Here is a 15,751-nt window from a genome sequence, read left to right as displayed (position 1 = left end):
ATGGGCTTTCTGCGGGGAGTTGCGCACACGCCGGGATCGGTTGGGTCCGGACGGTCGTCATCGGACCCTGCCTCGCAGGGTCGTGAGCAGATACGCGCACATCAGCGCGGCCAGAGACAACGCCATTGCCCCGCCGACCGGTTGGCCGAGCACGCGCGCCGCGGCGTCCACATATCGCTCTCCTCCGAAGGGCCACTGCACCAGCAGCGTCTCGCGCAACCGCATCGAGAATCCGGCCGCCGTCCGCACGGACGCGCTCTCCAAGGCCTTCTGTACCGCGGGCACGACCACGACGGGCACCGCGAGCACCGCCGCCAGTCCGGCCGTGGTGGACCGGAAGACGCCGGCCGCCAGCACCCCGGCCCAGGCGCAGCCGACCATGAGCCCGAGCCAACTCACGCCGAGCGACATCCAGTCCGCGGGAACTCGGGCGAGCTCCTGTCCGTATACGAGATAGAGCACCTCGGCGTCGCAGCCCACCGTGAGGAAGGCCAGCGTCACGGCGGTGACGGCGGCGACGAGCAGCTTGGCGGTGAGCACTCCGAGCCTTCGCGGCACGGTGCCGCGGTCCGCCGCCAGCGCGGGGTGGCGGAACTCGTCCCCGAAGGCCAGCGCGCCGAGCAGGCCCGCGCCGAGGGCCGCCGGCGGCAGCGGAAGCTGTACCGGCCAGGCGGCCAGCAGCCGCGCCTGAGCGGTGTGGCCCATGCCGCCCAGCACCACGGCGGTGACGGCGGAGACGAGCAGTACGGCCGCGCCGGTGAGGAAGCCGGTGCTGATCCCGGTGGCTCGGCGGACCTCGTAGCGCAGCGGACGCAGAGGGCTCGGCGCGGAGCGCACGGAGAGCGGCGGCGGCAGCTCAGGGAGGTCGTCGGCGGCACGGGCAGCGGTACGGCGAGGGGAGGGCTGCTCGGCCGCGGGCTCGGCGTCGGGCCCGGGACGGGGAACGTCCGCCTCCACGCGACGGTCCGCCGGACCTGGGTCGCTCAAAGCGGGGCGGGACGACTCGGGGCCGCTCAGGGCAGGGCCGGACGGAGCCGGGCCACTCGGGGTGGGGTGTTCCGGCGATGCGGCCGCGGGCGGCCTCCCGGCCGTTGGGAATCGTTCCGCCGCGGATCCGGATTCCGTCGGCGCCGCACCCGCGCCCGCATCCGCACCCGCACGCGCGGCCACGCTCTCCGCAGTCACGTCGACGACAGTGCAGGCGACCGTGTGCTGCGCAGCCTCGTTCTCCACGGTCCTGTTGTCCGCGGCCCCGTTCTCCGCGGCCCTGTTGTCCGCTCCCGGCCCCATGTCGCCGATCTCGTCGGCGAGTTGGTGGACGAGGATGCCGTGCCGGAACGCCGTCTCGCCGACGTCGGCGCAACTGCTGCCGTACACGGAGAGCCGGTTCCCGCCCTCCTGCACGACCTCGACGGAGCGCTGGGCGGCGCGGGCCTCCCTGGTGAGCTGCGCGGCGAGACGGACGGCGTGGGGGGTGCGGACGGCCACCCTCGGGCGCAACCGGGTGCGGGCGAATTCGGCTGCCTCCTGGTCGGCGACGAGCCTGCCCCCCTCCAGGGTGAGGACCCGGTCGGCGACGCGGGCGGCCTCCTTCGGGTCGGCTGTGGTCGTGAGCACCGTGCCCCCCTGCCGGGCGTGCGCGCGCAGCATGCCGTGCAGCCAACGGCCCTCCCGTCCGTTCAGTCCGTCGGCCGGATCGTCGAGGACGAGGGTGTGCGGGTCGGCGAGAAGCGCGCAGGCCAGGCCGAGCCGACGGTCCATGCCTCGGGAGAGGCCTCCGAGGCGTTCGTCGCGCAGGCCGACCAGGCCGACCACCTCGAGCACTTCGTCGGCTCGCCGGACCGAGACGCCGGCAGCCGCGCACAGCATGCGCAGATGGCCGCGGACCGTGCGGGCCGGGTGTCCGGGCACATCGCCGAGGAGGACGCCGACCTCGCGCGACGGGTGGGCGATGCGGTGGAGGGGGCGGCCTCTGAAGCAGGCGAGGCCGCGGCCCTGTTGAAGGCCGAGAAGGAGTCTCAGCACGGTGGTCTTGCCGCTGCCCGGCGCGCCGAGCAGCACGGTGACGCGGCCCGCGTGCGCCTCGAAGGAGACGTCGTCGACGGCGGGCGGAAGCGCCTTACGGGAATCGCTGGTCAGTCCGTAGGCCTGGATCACCTTCAGGAAGATAGCGCGCTATATCCCTTTTTTCCGTGTACCGCACGGTCAGTCGTGCATCAGTGGCCCCGGCGCCCTTCTCAGACCTCCGGACGCAGCATCGGCGGGTTGAGCAGCGTCGCGCCGCCGGCCCTGAACAGTTGCGCGGGACGTCCGCCCTGCCGGGTGGTGGTGCCGCCGGTGGGGACCAGGAAGCCGGGCGTGCCCGTCACCTTGCGATGGAAGTTGCGCGGGTCGAGCGCCACGCCCCACACCGCCTCGTAGACGCGGCGCAGTTCGCCGACCGTGAACTCCGTGGGGCAGAACGCGGTCGCGAGGGAGGAGTACTCGATCTTCGAGCGGGCGCGTTCCACTCCGTCGGCGAGGATCCGGGCGTGGTCGAAGGCCAGCGGTGCGACGGGGTCGCCGTCCCGGCCGTGCCCGCCCTGCTGGAGCAGTTCCTCGACGGGAGCCCAGCGCGCGTTGCTGGCGTCGCCGCCCGCTCGCGGAGCCGGCAGGTCGGGGGCGAGCGCCAGATGCGCGACGCTCACCACGCGCATGCGGGGATCGCGCTCGGGATCGCCGTACGTGGCCAGCTGCTCCAGGTGCGCGCCGTTGTCCTGGGCCGGGGCCGAGGGGTCGTGGGCGTGCAGCCCGGTCTCCTCCTCCAGCTCGCGCGCCGCCGCCTGAGTGAGGTCCTCGTCGGCTCGTACGAAACCGCCCGGCAGTGCCCACCACCCCTGGAACGGCGCCTCGCCCCTGCGTACCGCCAGCGCGCACAGGGCATGGCGGCGCACGGTCAGCACGACCAGGTCCACGGTGACGGCGAAGGGCGGGAAGGCTGACGGGTCGTAGGACATGCGGCGATCATAGTCGTCTTCCTGACGATAAACACGCCCTTCATCGGTCGCATCGGTGGCCGACCGTCGCTGCGGGAGGGGGCGGAACCGAGAGGTCACACACCAAGTTGAAGGCTTTCGGCAGCTTCCTCCACCATGGCGAGTCCGAGCCGACTGACCCGTACGGAGAAGGGGGCGTCCGCGACCCGCAACCCTGTGAGGACGACCTCGCCCAGGGGCGCGCTGGGCAGCGGGCGCAGGGCGACGGCCCCGGCCGGCGCGTCGGGGCGGATGCCGACGAGGGAGGTCAGCAGCAGGACGCCTGCCGCTGCGGCGGTCGCGGCGGGCCGGCACGCGGCCGGATGGGGAAGCGGCGAGCCGCCGTCCTCGCGCTGCTCCCCGGCGTACATCTCCGGGAGACGATGGCCGAAGGCCTCGGACGCGGCCAGAACGCCCCGGAGCAGCGCGGTGCTCTCCTTCTCGTAGCCCGCGGCCGCCATGCCCGCGACGGCGATGGCCGTCTCATGGATGCGCACGGCGCCGCTGCGATGCCCGAACGGGTTGTAGCCGGCCTCCTTCGCGCCGAGACCGCGAAGTCCCCAGCCGGAATCCATGACGGGTCCGCCGAGCAGCCGGGCGAGCTGCTCGGTCTGCACCTTGTCCAGCAGCCCCGGCGCATGGGCGCCGCCGCCCAGCAGACCGGTGTCGAGGAGGTGGGCGGCCGTCGCGCAGAGGTGGGGCAGCGTCCGCCCGTCCGGGGTGCGCGCCGCGGCGGGCCGGCCCCCACCGGGGTCGTCGATCCAGAAGTCCCGGCGGAACACGGCCCGCGAGGTCCGGGCCCATTCCCGCAGGGCGCCCCCGCCCGGTCTCGCGCAGGCGTCGAGCAGATCGGCCCCGAGGAGGGCCGCGCGGTGGGCGTGGGCCTGGGTCTCACAGCGCACGGGGCCGTCGGGCTGGGGATCGCTCAGGTAGGGCTGGTCTCCGACGGCGCCGCGCAGCCACGTCAGGCAGCGCTCGGCCGCCGGCAGGAGTTCCTCCGTCTCCTGATCGGGCAGTCCCCAGCGACGTGCCTCGGCGAGGAGGGCAGGAAAGAGCAGCGTGGCCTCGGTGCCCGTGCAACCCGGCGGGAGGTGCGGGCCGGCGTCCCGCCGGGGGCCGGGGATCATGCCGGAGCGGGGGCCCGGCCCGGTGATCTGGGTGCGGGCCAGGATGCGCAGCGTCCCCGCGGCGAGGCGCGTGCCGAGCGGCAGCGTCATACGGGCGGCGGCCAGCGCGTCGGCCGGAGCGAGGCCGCAGCGCCAGGGCGCTCCGGCGGCCAGATGCGTGTCGGCGGGGTGCGCGGGGTCGCGCACCAGGAGCGCCCGCAGATCCCTGACGCTCGTCGCGAGGAGGGCCCGGACGCGGGGATCGTCGCCGTCGGCGCCGGCCGGAGCCAGGGGGCTGGTCGCCGCACGGCCCACTGTCCGGACGGGTCCCGCGCCCTCCAGACGTGCCCGCAGCTCCACGCGGACACTGCCGCCGGGAGGGATGTCGAATTCCCAGCGCAGCAGACCGGCGGCGGCGATGGCGTCGGCGGGCGGAGGCTGGGCGGTGACGTACGCGGTTCCGTTCGCGCCGGACCAGCGCAGGCCGGAGTCGTGGACGCTGGCGGGCAGTTCGGGACCGGCGGCGCCCGCCGCGATCGCGCCCAGGTCGGCCAGGTCGGCCCCGAGAGCCACCTCCACCGGTAGGCGCAGCGGCCGTGCGGCGGCACTGCGCAGGGTGATCCGCTCGACGCCGTCCGCCGAGCGGGTCCGCTCGATGATCACGTCGGGGTCGGGGCCGCCGTGCGGCATGACGCGCAGAGCGGCGACGAACCGGGCGCAGTCGACGGATGTCATCCGGGCCTGGACGACGAGCGGTTCGCGGCCCGCCACCCGCAGCAGGCACCGGGACAGAATCCGTCGCCCCGAGCGGTAGACCCCGTCCAGTCCGCGCCCCGTCAGCTGTCCCTGGTCGGACGAGACGGCGAGACCGGGCAGGGCGACGCAGATCATCGCCGTGTGGGCAGGCGGCAGTCCGGTGGTGCGCGGCGCGGACGGCGGTCCGGATTGCGGCACGCCGCCTCTGGCCGACGGCGTGGACGCAAGGCGCGCCGCGCCCGCCGACGAGAAGCGGGGGATGCCGCGCACGCTCTGACCCGCGGCCGGACCGGCCCCGCCTCCCGGCATGCCGAGCGGCGAGGGACCCGGGGTGCGGACGGCGGACGACGTCTGCGCGACAGGCGGGGACGCCGGGATCGGAGGAACCGGTGGTAGCGGCGGAACTGCCGGGAGCGGTTCAACCGGTGGGGCCGGTGAGGCCGGTGGGGCCGGTGAAGTGGGTGGCGACGGGGTCGCGTGGCCGGACGCCGTGCGGGGGCTGTCGAGGTGGGGGCGTCCGTCGGCGGCGGAGGGCGGAGTCGGCTGATGCATGGGTGACTTCTTCTGCTCTCTGTGCGCCTCGGACGTGGTCGAGGCCTGGTGGAAGGCTCCGGCAGGGGCGGGTCCGCGCGGCGGTCCACCCGTGCGGGCGTTCCGCCACTCAGGTGAACGGGGCTGCACTCCCCCAGGTCACGCACCGGGTCGCAGGCCCCACCGAATGGCGGTGGACGGGCCGGGCAGTCCGTCGCCCACGCCCCGGTGATCCCGCTCCGGCCTCACGAGTTGCCAGGGGCGGCGGCACCGTCGGAGCGTCCTCCGCCGTCGGAGCGGGTGCTCTGGGAGCAGGTGCCGTCGGGGCGGGCATCGTCGGGGAAGCGGCCGCCGGGGCGGGCGCCGTCGGGGAGGGCGCCTTGGGGGCGGGTGGTGCCACGACGCCGTGCGGAAGCCTTGCCGACGGGGTGCGAGCGGGACCGTCGCCGGCCGGGCGCAGCAGGGCGGGTGGGATGGGGCTTCTCGGAATGGGAGCGGGAGGCCCGCGGCGCCGGAGCGCAGCTCGTCGGTTCCGCCGGCGCCGCTCCGGGGAGCGGGCCTTCGGCCTCCTCCCCCGTTTCCGGTTTCCTCCCCGCCTCCTGCGCCTCCTGCGCCTCCTGCGCCTGCGGCACTGTCCGCGGCTGTTCCGTCTCCCGTCGCGGCGCCGCCTCGTGTGACGTCTCTCCTGTCCCGAGTGCCGCCGGGTGCGCGCGTCCCGTGCGTTCGGCTCGGAGACAGCGGCGTACCGACTCGGGGTCGAGGCCTTCGTTGCAGGCCTGGTGCAAGAGGCGGGCGAAGAGATATCCGGGATCGGCGCCCAGGGCCATCGCGAGGGCCTCCCTCGCCTCGAGTTCGTCGCCGCTCGACCAGGCGACCCAGCCGGCCAGGGTGAGGGGTGCCGCCGCGTGTTCGCCGTACGGTCCCACGCACCGGCGGGCCAGCGCCCGCCACAGGCGCAGTGCCGGGGCGGCCTCCTCGCCCTCCATCCACTCCGCCGCCCGGTCGCGCGTCACCCGGTCCTGCAGGCCGAGGATCAGGACGGCGGCCTCGTCCGGTCCGAGCAGGTCGTCGTCCCGGCGGTCGGCCGCCGCGGAGCCCGGCACGACCGGCGCCTCGGCGAGGCGCCGCATGACGTGCCGAGCCAGTGCGAGCGTCTCGTCGGCCACCGATGTGCGGCTCGCGTCGTCGAGGATCCGAGGGACGAGGGCCAGGCCCACGGTGTCCAGGGTGATCTCCTGTTCCAGGGCGGCGGCGGTCTCCAAGGGTTGCAGCCGGGAGCGCAGTTCGCGCAGGGTGCCTCGGACCTGGATGCCCGCGTAGGTCGCGGCCGCGGCCAGGACGGAGGTCCCGGGCAGTCCCATCGGCACGCCTTCGACCGGGCAACAGCCCTTGCCCGCGCAGCAGTACGACCAGAAGCGGCCGTCGGCGATGCAGAGCGCCTCGATGACGGGGACGTCGAGGCGTCCGCACGCCACCCGCAGTTCGTGGGCCAGTGGCTGCAGACGTTCCATGGTCCGACGGCCCGTCTCTCCGTTCGTCGGCTCCTGGCAGAGGTAGGCGACCATCTGCGCCGGGCGGGCGCCCCGGCGCTCACCGCCTGTCACGAGCCCCCGCGCCAACTGGTCGGCGACGGCCGGCCAGTCGTCGGGGTTCGAGGGGATGCCGAGCCGGGCCCGGCCCCCGAACCGGCCCCGGCCGCCCTCGTCGTGCAGGGCGACCAGGACGATGCTGTCCTCCGGCCGGTAGCCGAGCAGGTAGGGCAGGGCGTCGGCCAGTTCCTCCGGGGTGCGCAGGGTGACCTGGTGAACGGCGGCGCCCCACCCTTCCCCGCCTCCCTCGCCCCGGTCGTGTGCTTCCGGGCCGTGTCCTTCCCCGCCGTGCTCTTCTCCGCCTCGTCCGTCCCGGCGACGTCCCTCCCTGTCGGGGGAGTCGGGGCAGGCCTCTTCCCAGCCGGTAATGTCGCGGTTTTCAGGGGTTCCCATGGCTTCGCTGTGGTTCGTCATGCCCTGACGATCTCGCGGATCGCGAAGTTCCGCTTGACCTGTGGATAAGTCGGGTCAGAGACATGCCAACCGGGCGACTCCGTCAGTCGACCCAGGGAGACGGCACCGTCGCGTCGAGCACGGTGACGATCGGTCTCCTCCTCGTAGGTGAAGTGGCTCTCGAGGCGGTGGGCCGGCCGCTCGCGCTCCTCCCGCGGCCGCCTGGGGTCGGACTCGCCGGGGACGAAACCGTCCACGAGTTCCCGGATGGCCTGCTGGGCTCGTGCCACCGCCTCGCGCTCACCCCCGAGCTGGGCCACAGCCGGCGCCAAGGCGGGGAACTGATGCGCGAGCGCCGGGAACAAGGTCATGTCCTCACCTCCGTGATGCCTTTTCAGCGCGCCGCCGCAGAAGTCGCGGCAGCGGGTGCGCATCTGCCGGGCGAGGTCCGGCATGGTCCGCTCGATCTCCTCCGCGCTGCCCGCGACCAACCGGGGTGCCTGTCGGCGCCGTTGACGGAGGCTACGACGACGCATTCATCGAACTCGAGATATCCCACGATGCTTTCGCGACGCGGGCCGGTCCTGGCCCCGACCGTCGTCAACACGGTCGGGGTCCAGCCTTCGAACATGCCGCCCAGTTTTCCCCCTCGGCGCGACTCCCCGAAAGGGAAGTTGAGGCCTCTCGTACCGGAACGCGGTGGAGCGTGGGGTGGAAGCGAGGCCGGGGACGCTCAGCCGGCCGTGGCGAGCACCAGCGGCAGGACGTCTCCCCCGCCGGCCCGGCGCAGCAGCCGCGCCGCCACCGCGAGGGTCCATCCGGAGTCGGTGAAGTCGTCCACGAGCAGAACGGGCCCCGGAGATCCCGCCAGAGCCTCGGCCAGCTCGTCCGAGACGGCGAACGCACCGGACAGCGCCCGGACGCGCTGGGCGGAGTTGCTGCGTCGCGCCGCGTGCGCGCCGCCGGGACCCGTGTAGGTCAGCGCCCCGAGAAAAGGCAGTCGGCCGACGGTCGCGATGCCCTCGGCGAGAGAGCCGACCAGCTGCGGACGGGACAGGGACGGCACCGCGACGACACCCACCGGCCGAGCGGCGGCGTCCGGGCCGTTCGTGGCCCAGCCCTCGGGAGAGCGCGCCCAGTCGGCGAGCACCGCCACCGCCGCCTTCAGGACGTCGTCCGGAACCGGCTGGTCAGGGGCGTTCTCAGCCAGCAGCGGGCGCAGCCGGTTGCCCCAGCCGATGTCCGACAGACGTCCCAGTGCCCGTCCGGCGGCGCACTGCTCCTTGGCGGGGATCCGGCCCTTCAGCTCGACGCCCAGCGCGGGAAGCCCTGTGGGCCACATCCGGCGCGGCTCGACCTCGACTCCCGGGCGGTCCAGCTCCCGGGTCGCTCCGGTCAGCGTCTCCGCCGAGACCGTCGGGTCGGCCCAGGGGCCCGCGCAGTTGTCGCACCGGCCGCAGGGCCGGGCGCCTTCGTCGTCCAGCTGCCGGCGCAGGAACTCCATCCGGCATCCCGAGGTGCTCACGTAGTCGCGCATGGCCTGCTGCTCCGCGGCCCGCTGCCGTGCCACCCAGGCATAGCGCTCGGCGTCGTACACCCATGGGGCGCCCGTGGACGTCCAGCCGCCCTTGACCCGCTTGACCGCGCCGTCGACGTCCAGCACCTTCAGCATGGTCTCCAGTCGGCTGCGGCGGAGATCCACGGCCGTCTCCAGGGCGGGCACGGACAGCGGCCGTCCGGCCTCGGCGAGAGCCGCGAGGGTCTGCCTGACCTGCGGCTCGGGCGGGAAAGCGGTGTCGGCGAAGTAGCGCCAGATCGCCTCGTCCTCCTTGCCCGGCAGCAGCAGGACGTCGGCGTGGGCCACGCCGCGACCCGCGCGCCCCACCTGCTGGTAGTAGGCGATCGGCGAGGACGGCGACCCGAGATGGATCACGAAGCCCAGGTCGGGCTTGTCGAACCCCATGCCGAGCGCGGACGTCGCCACCAGCGCCTTGACCCGGTTCTCCTGGAGGTCGGACTCGGCCTGCAGCCGGTCGGCGTTCTCCGTGCGGCCCGTGTAGGACGCCACCTCGAAGCCGCGCTGCCGCAGGAAGGCGGTGGCCTCCTCGGCTGCTGCGACGGTGAGCGCGTAGACGATGCCGGAGCCCGGCAGTTCGTCCAGGTGCTCGGCGAGCCAGGCCAGACGGTGCGCCGCGTCCGGCAGCCGGACCACGCCCAGCCGCAGGCTCTCCCGGTCCAGCGGGCCGCGGAGCACCAGGGCCTCGCCGCCGCCCGTGCCCAACTGCTCGGCCACATCGGCCGTCACCCGGGCGTTGGCGGTCGCGGTGGTGGCCAGTACCGGCACGCCGGGGGCGAGTTCGGCGAGCATCGCCCGCAACCGGCGGTAGTCCGGCCGGAAGTCGTGCCCCCAGTCGGAGATGCAATGCGCCTCGTCGACCACCAGGAGACCGGTCGTCGACGCGAGCTTGGGCAGCACCTGATCGCGGAAGTCGACGGAGTTGAGACGTTCGGGGCTGACCAGGAGGACGTCGGTCTCACCGCGCTCGACCTCGTCGTACACGGTGTCCCACTCCTCCGGGTTGGCCGAGTTGATGGTGCGGGCCCGGATCCCGGCCCGAGCCGCCGCCTCCACCTGATTGCGCATCAGTGCCAGCAGCGGCGAGACGATCACCGTCGGACCGGAACCGCGCCGGCGCAGCAGAGCGGTCGCCACGAAGTACACCGCCGACTTGCCCCACCCGGTGCGCTGCACCACCAGGGCCCGCCGGCGCTCCCGCACCAGGGCCGCCACCGCCTGCCACTGGTCCTCCCGCAGCCGTGCGGCGCCCGCGGGGGCGCCGACGAGCTCGGCGAGGATGGCGTCGGCTTCGCTGCGCAGCTCCAGATCGTCCATGTCTCCATGCAACCCGATGGCACTGACAATGAGCCACTTCACGCAGCGTGACGACGCTCTCGCGATGGGTCCGAGAAGGCCCTGCGAGCCGGTGCGGGGCGGTGGGCTCAGGCGTCCTGCAGTGAATCACCGGGTAGGGATATAAGTCACTCGCCGCCATATAACGGTCGGCAGCCCCAATTGCTCGTTGCCGCATCCAAGTTCGACAGGAAGAATTGAGGTCCGCTCCCCGCACGGCTGGCCCGTCGTCCGCTAGGGCTCTGCTGCGGCGTGCGCTCCCCCTCATCCCGCCCCGCCCGCAGTGTGGGCCGTAGCCGAAGGGAGGATCGTGACCTTCGGATTCGCTCCGTCCTCGGCGGCATCGTTGTCGACGAACACGTCCGCCACTTCCGCCAACCGTTTGCTCGAGCCTGCCGAATGGGCCTCGGCCGGAATCCCGCTGCTGCGCAGTCCGCGGGAGGTCGTCAGCGGGCTGCACTCTCGGCACCGGCCGGGACCGGCCACCGCGATCGTGGCCGTGCTCGACCCGGACGAGAGGGTGCGGGCCAGCGCCTCGTTCACCCGCCGCCAGGCGTCGACCGACGGCTGGATGTACCGCAACGCGCTGCTCGCCCAGCTACGCCGGGTCATCCCGCACGACCTGCGGCGCCGCACCCCGGTGCGCACGGCCGTGCTGCTCTACTGCCGTGACGGCGACGCGCGCTGGACGGAGGAGGACGGCGCGTGGATGTGGGGCCTGCGGGACGCCTGCACGCTGCACGGGCTGCGCTGCGGGGCGTACATCACGCTGACCCGGGACGGCTGGCAGGTCCTCGGCGAGGGCCGGGGCGGCCGCCGGCCCAACGCGGAGTCGGCCCCCGAGCCGTTCGCGCTCTCCGAGGCGCCGCCCCCGCTGCCGCGGACCGGCGGCGCCGCCTCGGAGGTACTGCGCCGCGCTGCCGCCCGCTGACGCACGAACGGCCGCCCCCCGAGGGCGACCGTTCGGCGCGGGACCCCGGTCGCCCGGTGCGGGGCCATGGGCCCGCCTGCCGCGGGATCACCGGCCGCCGCCCTCAGGACCGCCTGACGCCGGTGTCCGGATCAGCCTCGGCGCCGGGCGAAGTTCATGCGATCGGCCGAGGGTGGAGCCGGCGCTGCGGACACACCACAGAGGCGTCGCAGGACGACGCCTCTGTGCAAGCGGCACCCGCTCGGGGCGCACCCCCGTGCACTCGGCGCGCGCCGGGATGCCGTGGGGCCGCAGAGCGGATCAGACGCCCGCGCCCAGCACCGCGTTGATCTGCTGGGGGTCGCCGCAGCAGATCAGCAGGGCACCGGCCCGGGCACGGGCCAGCGTCAGCGCCGGGGCCACCGTGTCGGCGCCGCCGTTGACGGCGACCACGACCACCGGACGCCCGCCCGCACGGCCCGCCGCGGCGGCGTCGGCGTAGAAGACGTCGTCGCCCGCGTCGTGCTGCGCCCAGTACGGGGCATCACCGAAGGAGAGCTCGTGGGCCGCCCAGGGATGCTGCTCGCCGGTGGTGATCACCAGCACGTCCCCCGGGGCGCGGCCCGAGTCCAGGAGGAGGTCCACAGCCTCCTCGGCGGCGTCCAGCGCACCCTCGGCCGAAGCCGGGATCAACTGGACCTGCGGTGCCGCCGAAGTGGACGCGGCGGCCGGGGAAGCCGGGGCCGGCGGCCCGGGCTTGACTGCCCCGTCACGCGGCGCGCGCTGCGCCGGCGGCGTGGGCCGGAGGGGTCCGGGACGACCGGGACGCGACGGAGCCGCGGGACGGGGTCCGGGTACAGGGCGAGGGGTCGGCGCGGTGCGGCCGCTGGCCGGAGTCGCGCGGGGACCCTGGGCACTCTCGTGAATCTGAGGCTCCTCGGGAATGAGAGGCATGAGCTGTTATTTATCAAACGTTGGCACGACACGCGCCAGCGGGTGGCACATCAGTGCGACCGGAGTCGTCAGAAGTCGAAGCCGAGCTGGCCTTCGATCTCCGGAGCGCTTCCTTCCGCCCAGCTGCGGGCCTTCTTGAGGTGCCGCCACTGGGGCAGCGCATCAAGATACGCCCACGACAACCGGTGGTACGGGGTGGGGCCCCGCTCCTCCAGTGCGGCCTTGTGCACGGGCGACGGATAACCGGCGTTGTCCGCAAAGCCGAAGTCTGCATGTTCGTTGCCCAGTTCGGCCATCATTTTGTCGCGCTGCACCTTGGCGATCACCGAGGCCGCCGCGACCGCCACGCACGACCGGTCACCCTTGATCACCGTGCGGACCTGCCACGGAGCGCCGAGATAGTCGTGCTTCCCGTCGAGGATGACCGCGTCCGGCCGGACCGGAAGAGCGTCCAGCGCGCGTCCGGCGGCGAGCCGTAGCGCGGCGGTCATCCCCAGATCGTCGATCTCCTCCGGGGAGGCGTGCCCGAGGGCGTGCGACGTCACCCAGTCGAGCAGCACCGCGGAGAGCGCGGTGCGCCGCTTGAGGGTGAGCAGTTTGGAGTCGGTGAGACCCGCGGGCGGTCGGCGTAGCCCGGTGACCGCCGCGCAGACGGTGACGGGTCCGGCCCAGGCGCCGCGGCCCACCTCGTCGACACCGGCAATGATCTTCGCTCCGGTCGTGGCGCGAAGGGAGCGCTCGACGGTGTGAGTAGGCGGTTCGTACGGCATGGCGTCCTTAGGTTACGCCGACCGGATCCCGGTGCGACACCCCCGGTCCGCCCGGCCGTCGCCGGGCAGCGGCATCGCCCGGTTCCGGCGTCGCCGCACCGCCGTTCAGGACGCGTCCGGCCGCAGCAGCGGCAACATGAGCTGGTCGATCATCTCGTCGAGATCACGGTCGTTCCATTCGCATGAGCACATCTTGGAGCGGTACATCATGACTGCCGGGATGACGTCGAAGACGTAGCCGTTCGCGGCGTCGGGCCGCACCTCCCCCCTTTCGATTCCCCGACCGATCACCTCATGCAGGAGCGCGACGGTGGGCTCCACCACGCCCTCGAGGATCAGGGCCTGGAAGCGTCCCGCCTGGGACGGATCGCATTCGTGAATCAGCGAGCGCAGCGCGAAACCAGGACGGGAGTACATCGCGTCCCGCGCGGTCCGGCACAGGGCCACCAGGTCCGCCCGCACACTGCCCAGGTCCGGAACGCCGTCGAACCTGGGCAGTCCGGCCCGCAGGGCGTCGGCGACCAGGTCCTCCTTGGAAGGCCAGCGACGGTAGACGGCCGCTTTGCCGGTCTGAGCGCCGGCCGCGACTTTCTCCATCGTGAGGCCGTTCCAGCCGACCGTGCCCAGTTGATCCAGCGCGGCATCGAGAATCGCACGTTCGAGCACGGCGCCGCGCCGGCGGGGGGAGGCAGCCTGAGCGGGGGCGGCCGTCCAGCGCGAAGTAACCATCTGACTGTCTCCAGCGAGCAGTAGGAGCGGGGATTGCGGGCGAAGCAGGGACCGCGGGCGAAGCAGGAACTGCAGGTGAGCGGGGAGCGGGGTGGAGCGAGGCCGGGCCGGTGGGGTCCTGCGGGACCCCGACGGGGGACACGCCGCTGGGGCGACGCCGCGAGTGAACGCTTGCGTTCACTACCGAGGACTCACTACCGTTGACGCGCCAGTGAACGCCAGCGTTCACTAACGCTCTTGTGGGGGACCCATAGTGACGACCTCTCAGCTGATCCAGAAGCAGAAACCGGGAGCGGCCCGCCGGGCGGGACACCCCGGCATCGCGCTCACCGTCATCGCGGCCTGCCAACTCATGGTGGTACTCGACGCGACGATTGTGAACATCGCACTCCCGCACATTCAAGACGCGCTCAAGTTCAGCACCACCGACCTCACCTGGGTGGTCAGCGCCTACACGCTCACCTTCGGCGGACTGCTGCTGCTCGGCGCCCGAGCGGGCGACATCCTCGGCCGGCGCCGGGCCTTCATGGCCGGCATCCTGATCTTCACCTTCGCCTCGCTCCTGGGCGGACTGGCCCAGGAGCCCTGGCAGTTGCTGGCCGCACGGGCCCTGCAAGGCGTCGGCGGCGCCATCGCGTCGCCCACCTCCCTGGCGCTGATCACCACGACGTTCCCCGAGGGGCCCGAGCGCAACCGGGCCTTCGGCGTCTTCGCGGCCGTCTCCGCGGGCGGCGGAGCGATCGGGCTGCTCGCGGGCGGCATGCTCACCGAGTGGCTCGACTGGCGCTGGGTGCTGTTCGTGAACGTGCCCATCGGGGTGCTGATCGCCGCCGTCGCGCCGCTGTACATCAACGAGTCCGAGCGTCATCCCGGTCGCTTCGACGTCGCGGGCGCATTGACGTCGACGGCCGGAATGGCCTCCCTGGTCTACGCCTTCATCCGCGCGGCCGAGGAAGGCTGGCGGGACGGCCTGACCCTCGGCGCGTTCGCGGCCGCGGCGATCCTGCTGGTCGGCTTCGTGTTCACCGAGATGCGGGCCAAGGAGCCGATCACCCCGCTGAAGATGTTCGCCGACCGCAACCGCTCCGGCACGTACGTGATCATGCTGAGCCTCGCTGCCGCCATGTTCGGCATGTTCTTCTACATCGTGCTCTTCGTGCAGAACATCCTGGGGTACAGCCCGATCAAGGCCGGTCTGGCCTTCCTTCCTGTCACCGTCGCCATCGCGACGGGCGCGGGTCTGTCGCAGCGCTTCCTGCCGGTGCTCGGCCCCAAACCGTTCATGCTCGCCGGGTCCGCGCTGGTGGCGATCGGACTCACCTGGCAGGCGTTCATCACCCCGGACAGCTCCTACGCCGGCGGAGTGCTCGGGCCCATGCTGGTCTTCGCCTTCGGCATGGGGCTCAACTTCGTGACGGTCACCGTCACAGCGGTCTCCGGCGTCGCCCCACACGAGGCGGGCGCGGCTTCCGGGCTGCTCAACGCCACGCAACAGGTCGGCGGCTCGCTGGGACTGTCCATCCTGACGACCGTCTTCGGGTCCGCGAGCAAGGACGAGGCGGAGAAGCAGCTGCCCCGCTTCCTCGCCGACGGCACCCCGGCGCAGAAGGCCGATTTCGCCGCAACGCACCAGCTCCCCGCCCCCTGGGGACACGAGGTGCTCGCCCACGGCATCTCGACGGCGTTCGTGCCGGCCGCCGCCATGGCCGTGCTCGCTCTGGTGACGGCCTTCTTCGTGATCCGGGTCCGCAAGAGCGACCTGGAAGCGCTGTCGGGTACGGCGGGCCCGACCATGGGGTGACCGTACGCCCGTAGGGGCCGCCCCGGGAGCGGCACCGCCTGCCACGGCGCAGCGACGGACGCCCCGGAGGCGGCCCTGTCGGCGGCCCCGGGCCGACGACGTGATCACGAACAGCATCAGCAGCACGAACCTCATACCCACCCCCTGGATCATTCCCCGGCCCCGCGCCGTCCCGCCCGCGCTCCGCCGCGGACTTCGCGGACCTCACGCCCTGGGCTTCGCACACATCACGCGGCGATATCCGGACAACGCCGGCCGGTCACACAGAGTTCCCGTCCGACACGCAG

General features: G+C 73.3%; 11 protein-coding genes and 1 pseudogene. 2 read left to right on the top strand and 10 right to left on the bottom strand.

Annotation, left to right across the window (positions count from 1 at the left end):
- Positions 1–57 precede the first annotated feature (57 nt).
- The 7 genes and pseudogenes from ACH4ZA_RS21995 to ACH4ZA_RS21965 form a co-directional block, all read right to left on the bottom strand.
- Complete coding sequence (locus ACH4ZA_RS21995; RefSeq protein WP_398431056.1) at positions 58–2,157, bottom strand: ATP-binding cassette domain-containing protein; 2,100 nt, start codon at positions 2,155–2,157, stop codon at positions 58–60.
- 80 nt (positions 2,158–2,237) lie between these two features.
- Positions 2,238–2,996 (bottom strand): NUDIX domain-containing protein, encoded by a 759-nt coding sequence (locus tag ACH4ZA_RS21990; protein WP_398431054.1) that lies wholly within the window; start codon positions 2,994–2,996, stop codon positions 2,238–2,240.
- Positions 2,997–3,091: 95 nt separating this feature from the next.
- Complete coding sequence (locus tag ACH4ZA_RS21985; protein ID WP_398431152.1) at positions 3,092–5,011, bottom strand: glycogen debranching N-terminal domain-containing protein; 1,920 nt, start codon at positions 5,009–5,011, stop codon at positions 3,092–3,094.
- Positions 5,012–5,652: 641 nt separating this feature from the next.
- Positions 5,653–7,410, bottom strand: a complete 1,758-nt coding sequence (locus ACH4ZA_RS21980) for a DUF4192 family protein (protein ID WP_398431052.1) — start codon at positions 7,408–7,410, stop codon at positions 5,653–5,655.
- Positions 7,407–7,844: a hemerythrin domain-containing protein gene (locus tag ACH4ZA_RS21975; RefSeq protein WP_319277653.1), complete on the bottom strand. Its 438-nt coding sequence runs from the start codon at positions 7,842–7,844 to the stop codon at positions 7,407–7,409. Before ACH4ZA_RS21975 ends, ACH4ZA_RS21980 begins: the two co-directional genes overlap by 4 nt.
- Positions 7,784–8,032, bottom strand: a pseudogene (locus ACH4ZA_RS21970) (nitroreductase/quinone reductase family protein); the annotation flags it as partial. The pseudogene ACH4ZA_RS21970 and the gene ACH4ZA_RS21975, both read right to left, overlap by 61 nt.
- Positions 8,033–8,122: 90 nt before the next feature.
- The gene (locus ACH4ZA_RS21965; protein WP_319277655.1) at positions 8,123–10,282 is read right to left on the bottom strand and encodes a RecQ family ATP-dependent DNA helicase; all 2,160 of its coding nucleotides are present in this window, start codon (positions 10,280–10,282) and stop codon (positions 8,123–8,125) included.
- A 328-nt stretch (positions 10,283–10,610) separates the two neighbouring features.
- Here ACH4ZA_RS21965 and ACH4ZA_RS21960 point away from each other — a divergent pair, with 328 nt between their 5' ends.
- A complete protein-coding gene (locus ACH4ZA_RS21960) occupies positions 10,611–11,231 on the top strand; it encodes a hypothetical protein (RefSeq protein ID WP_306948926.1) in 621 nt (206 codons plus the stop codon).
- Between the two features lie 300 nt (positions 11,232–11,531).
- Here ACH4ZA_RS21960 and ACH4ZA_RS21955 read toward each other — a convergent pair whose 3' ends face one another.
- The 3 genes from ACH4ZA_RS21955 to ACH4ZA_RS21945 form a co-directional block, all read right to left on the bottom strand.
- Complete coding sequence (locus ACH4ZA_RS21955) at positions 11,532–12,164, bottom strand: hypothetical protein (protein WP_319277657.1); 633 nt, start codon at positions 12,162–12,164, stop codon at positions 11,532–11,534.
- A 68-nt stretch (positions 12,165–12,232) separates the two neighbouring features.
- Entirely contained in the window at positions 12,233–12,934 is a 702-nt protein-coding gene (locus ACH4ZA_RS21950) for a ribonuclease HII (RefSeq protein WP_319277659.1), read from the bottom strand.
- Between the two features lie 105 nt (positions 12,935–13,039).
- Positions 13,040–13,663, bottom strand: coding sequence for a TetR/AcrR family transcriptional regulator (locus ACH4ZA_RS21945; protein ID WP_398431050.1), 624 nt, complete (start codon positions 13,661–13,663; stop codon positions 13,040–13,042).
- Positions 13,664–13,916: 253 nt separating this feature from the next.
- On the opposite strand from ACH4ZA_RS21945, the gene ACH4ZA_RS21940 reads away from it, so the two are divergent.
- Positions 13,917–15,464, top strand: a complete 1,548-nt coding sequence (locus ACH4ZA_RS21940) for an MFS transporter (RefSeq protein ID WP_319277662.1) — start codon at positions 13,917–13,919, stop codon at positions 15,462–15,464.
- Positions 15,465–15,751: the final 287 nt, after the last annotated feature.

Origin of the sequence: Streptomyces sp. NPDC020597 (assembly GCF_044335095.1) — a bacterium.
Lineage (GTDB): Bacteria > Actinomycetota > Actinomycetes > Streptomycetales > Streptomycetaceae > Streptomyces.
This window is presented reverse-complemented; position numbering and strand designations above follow the sequence as displayed.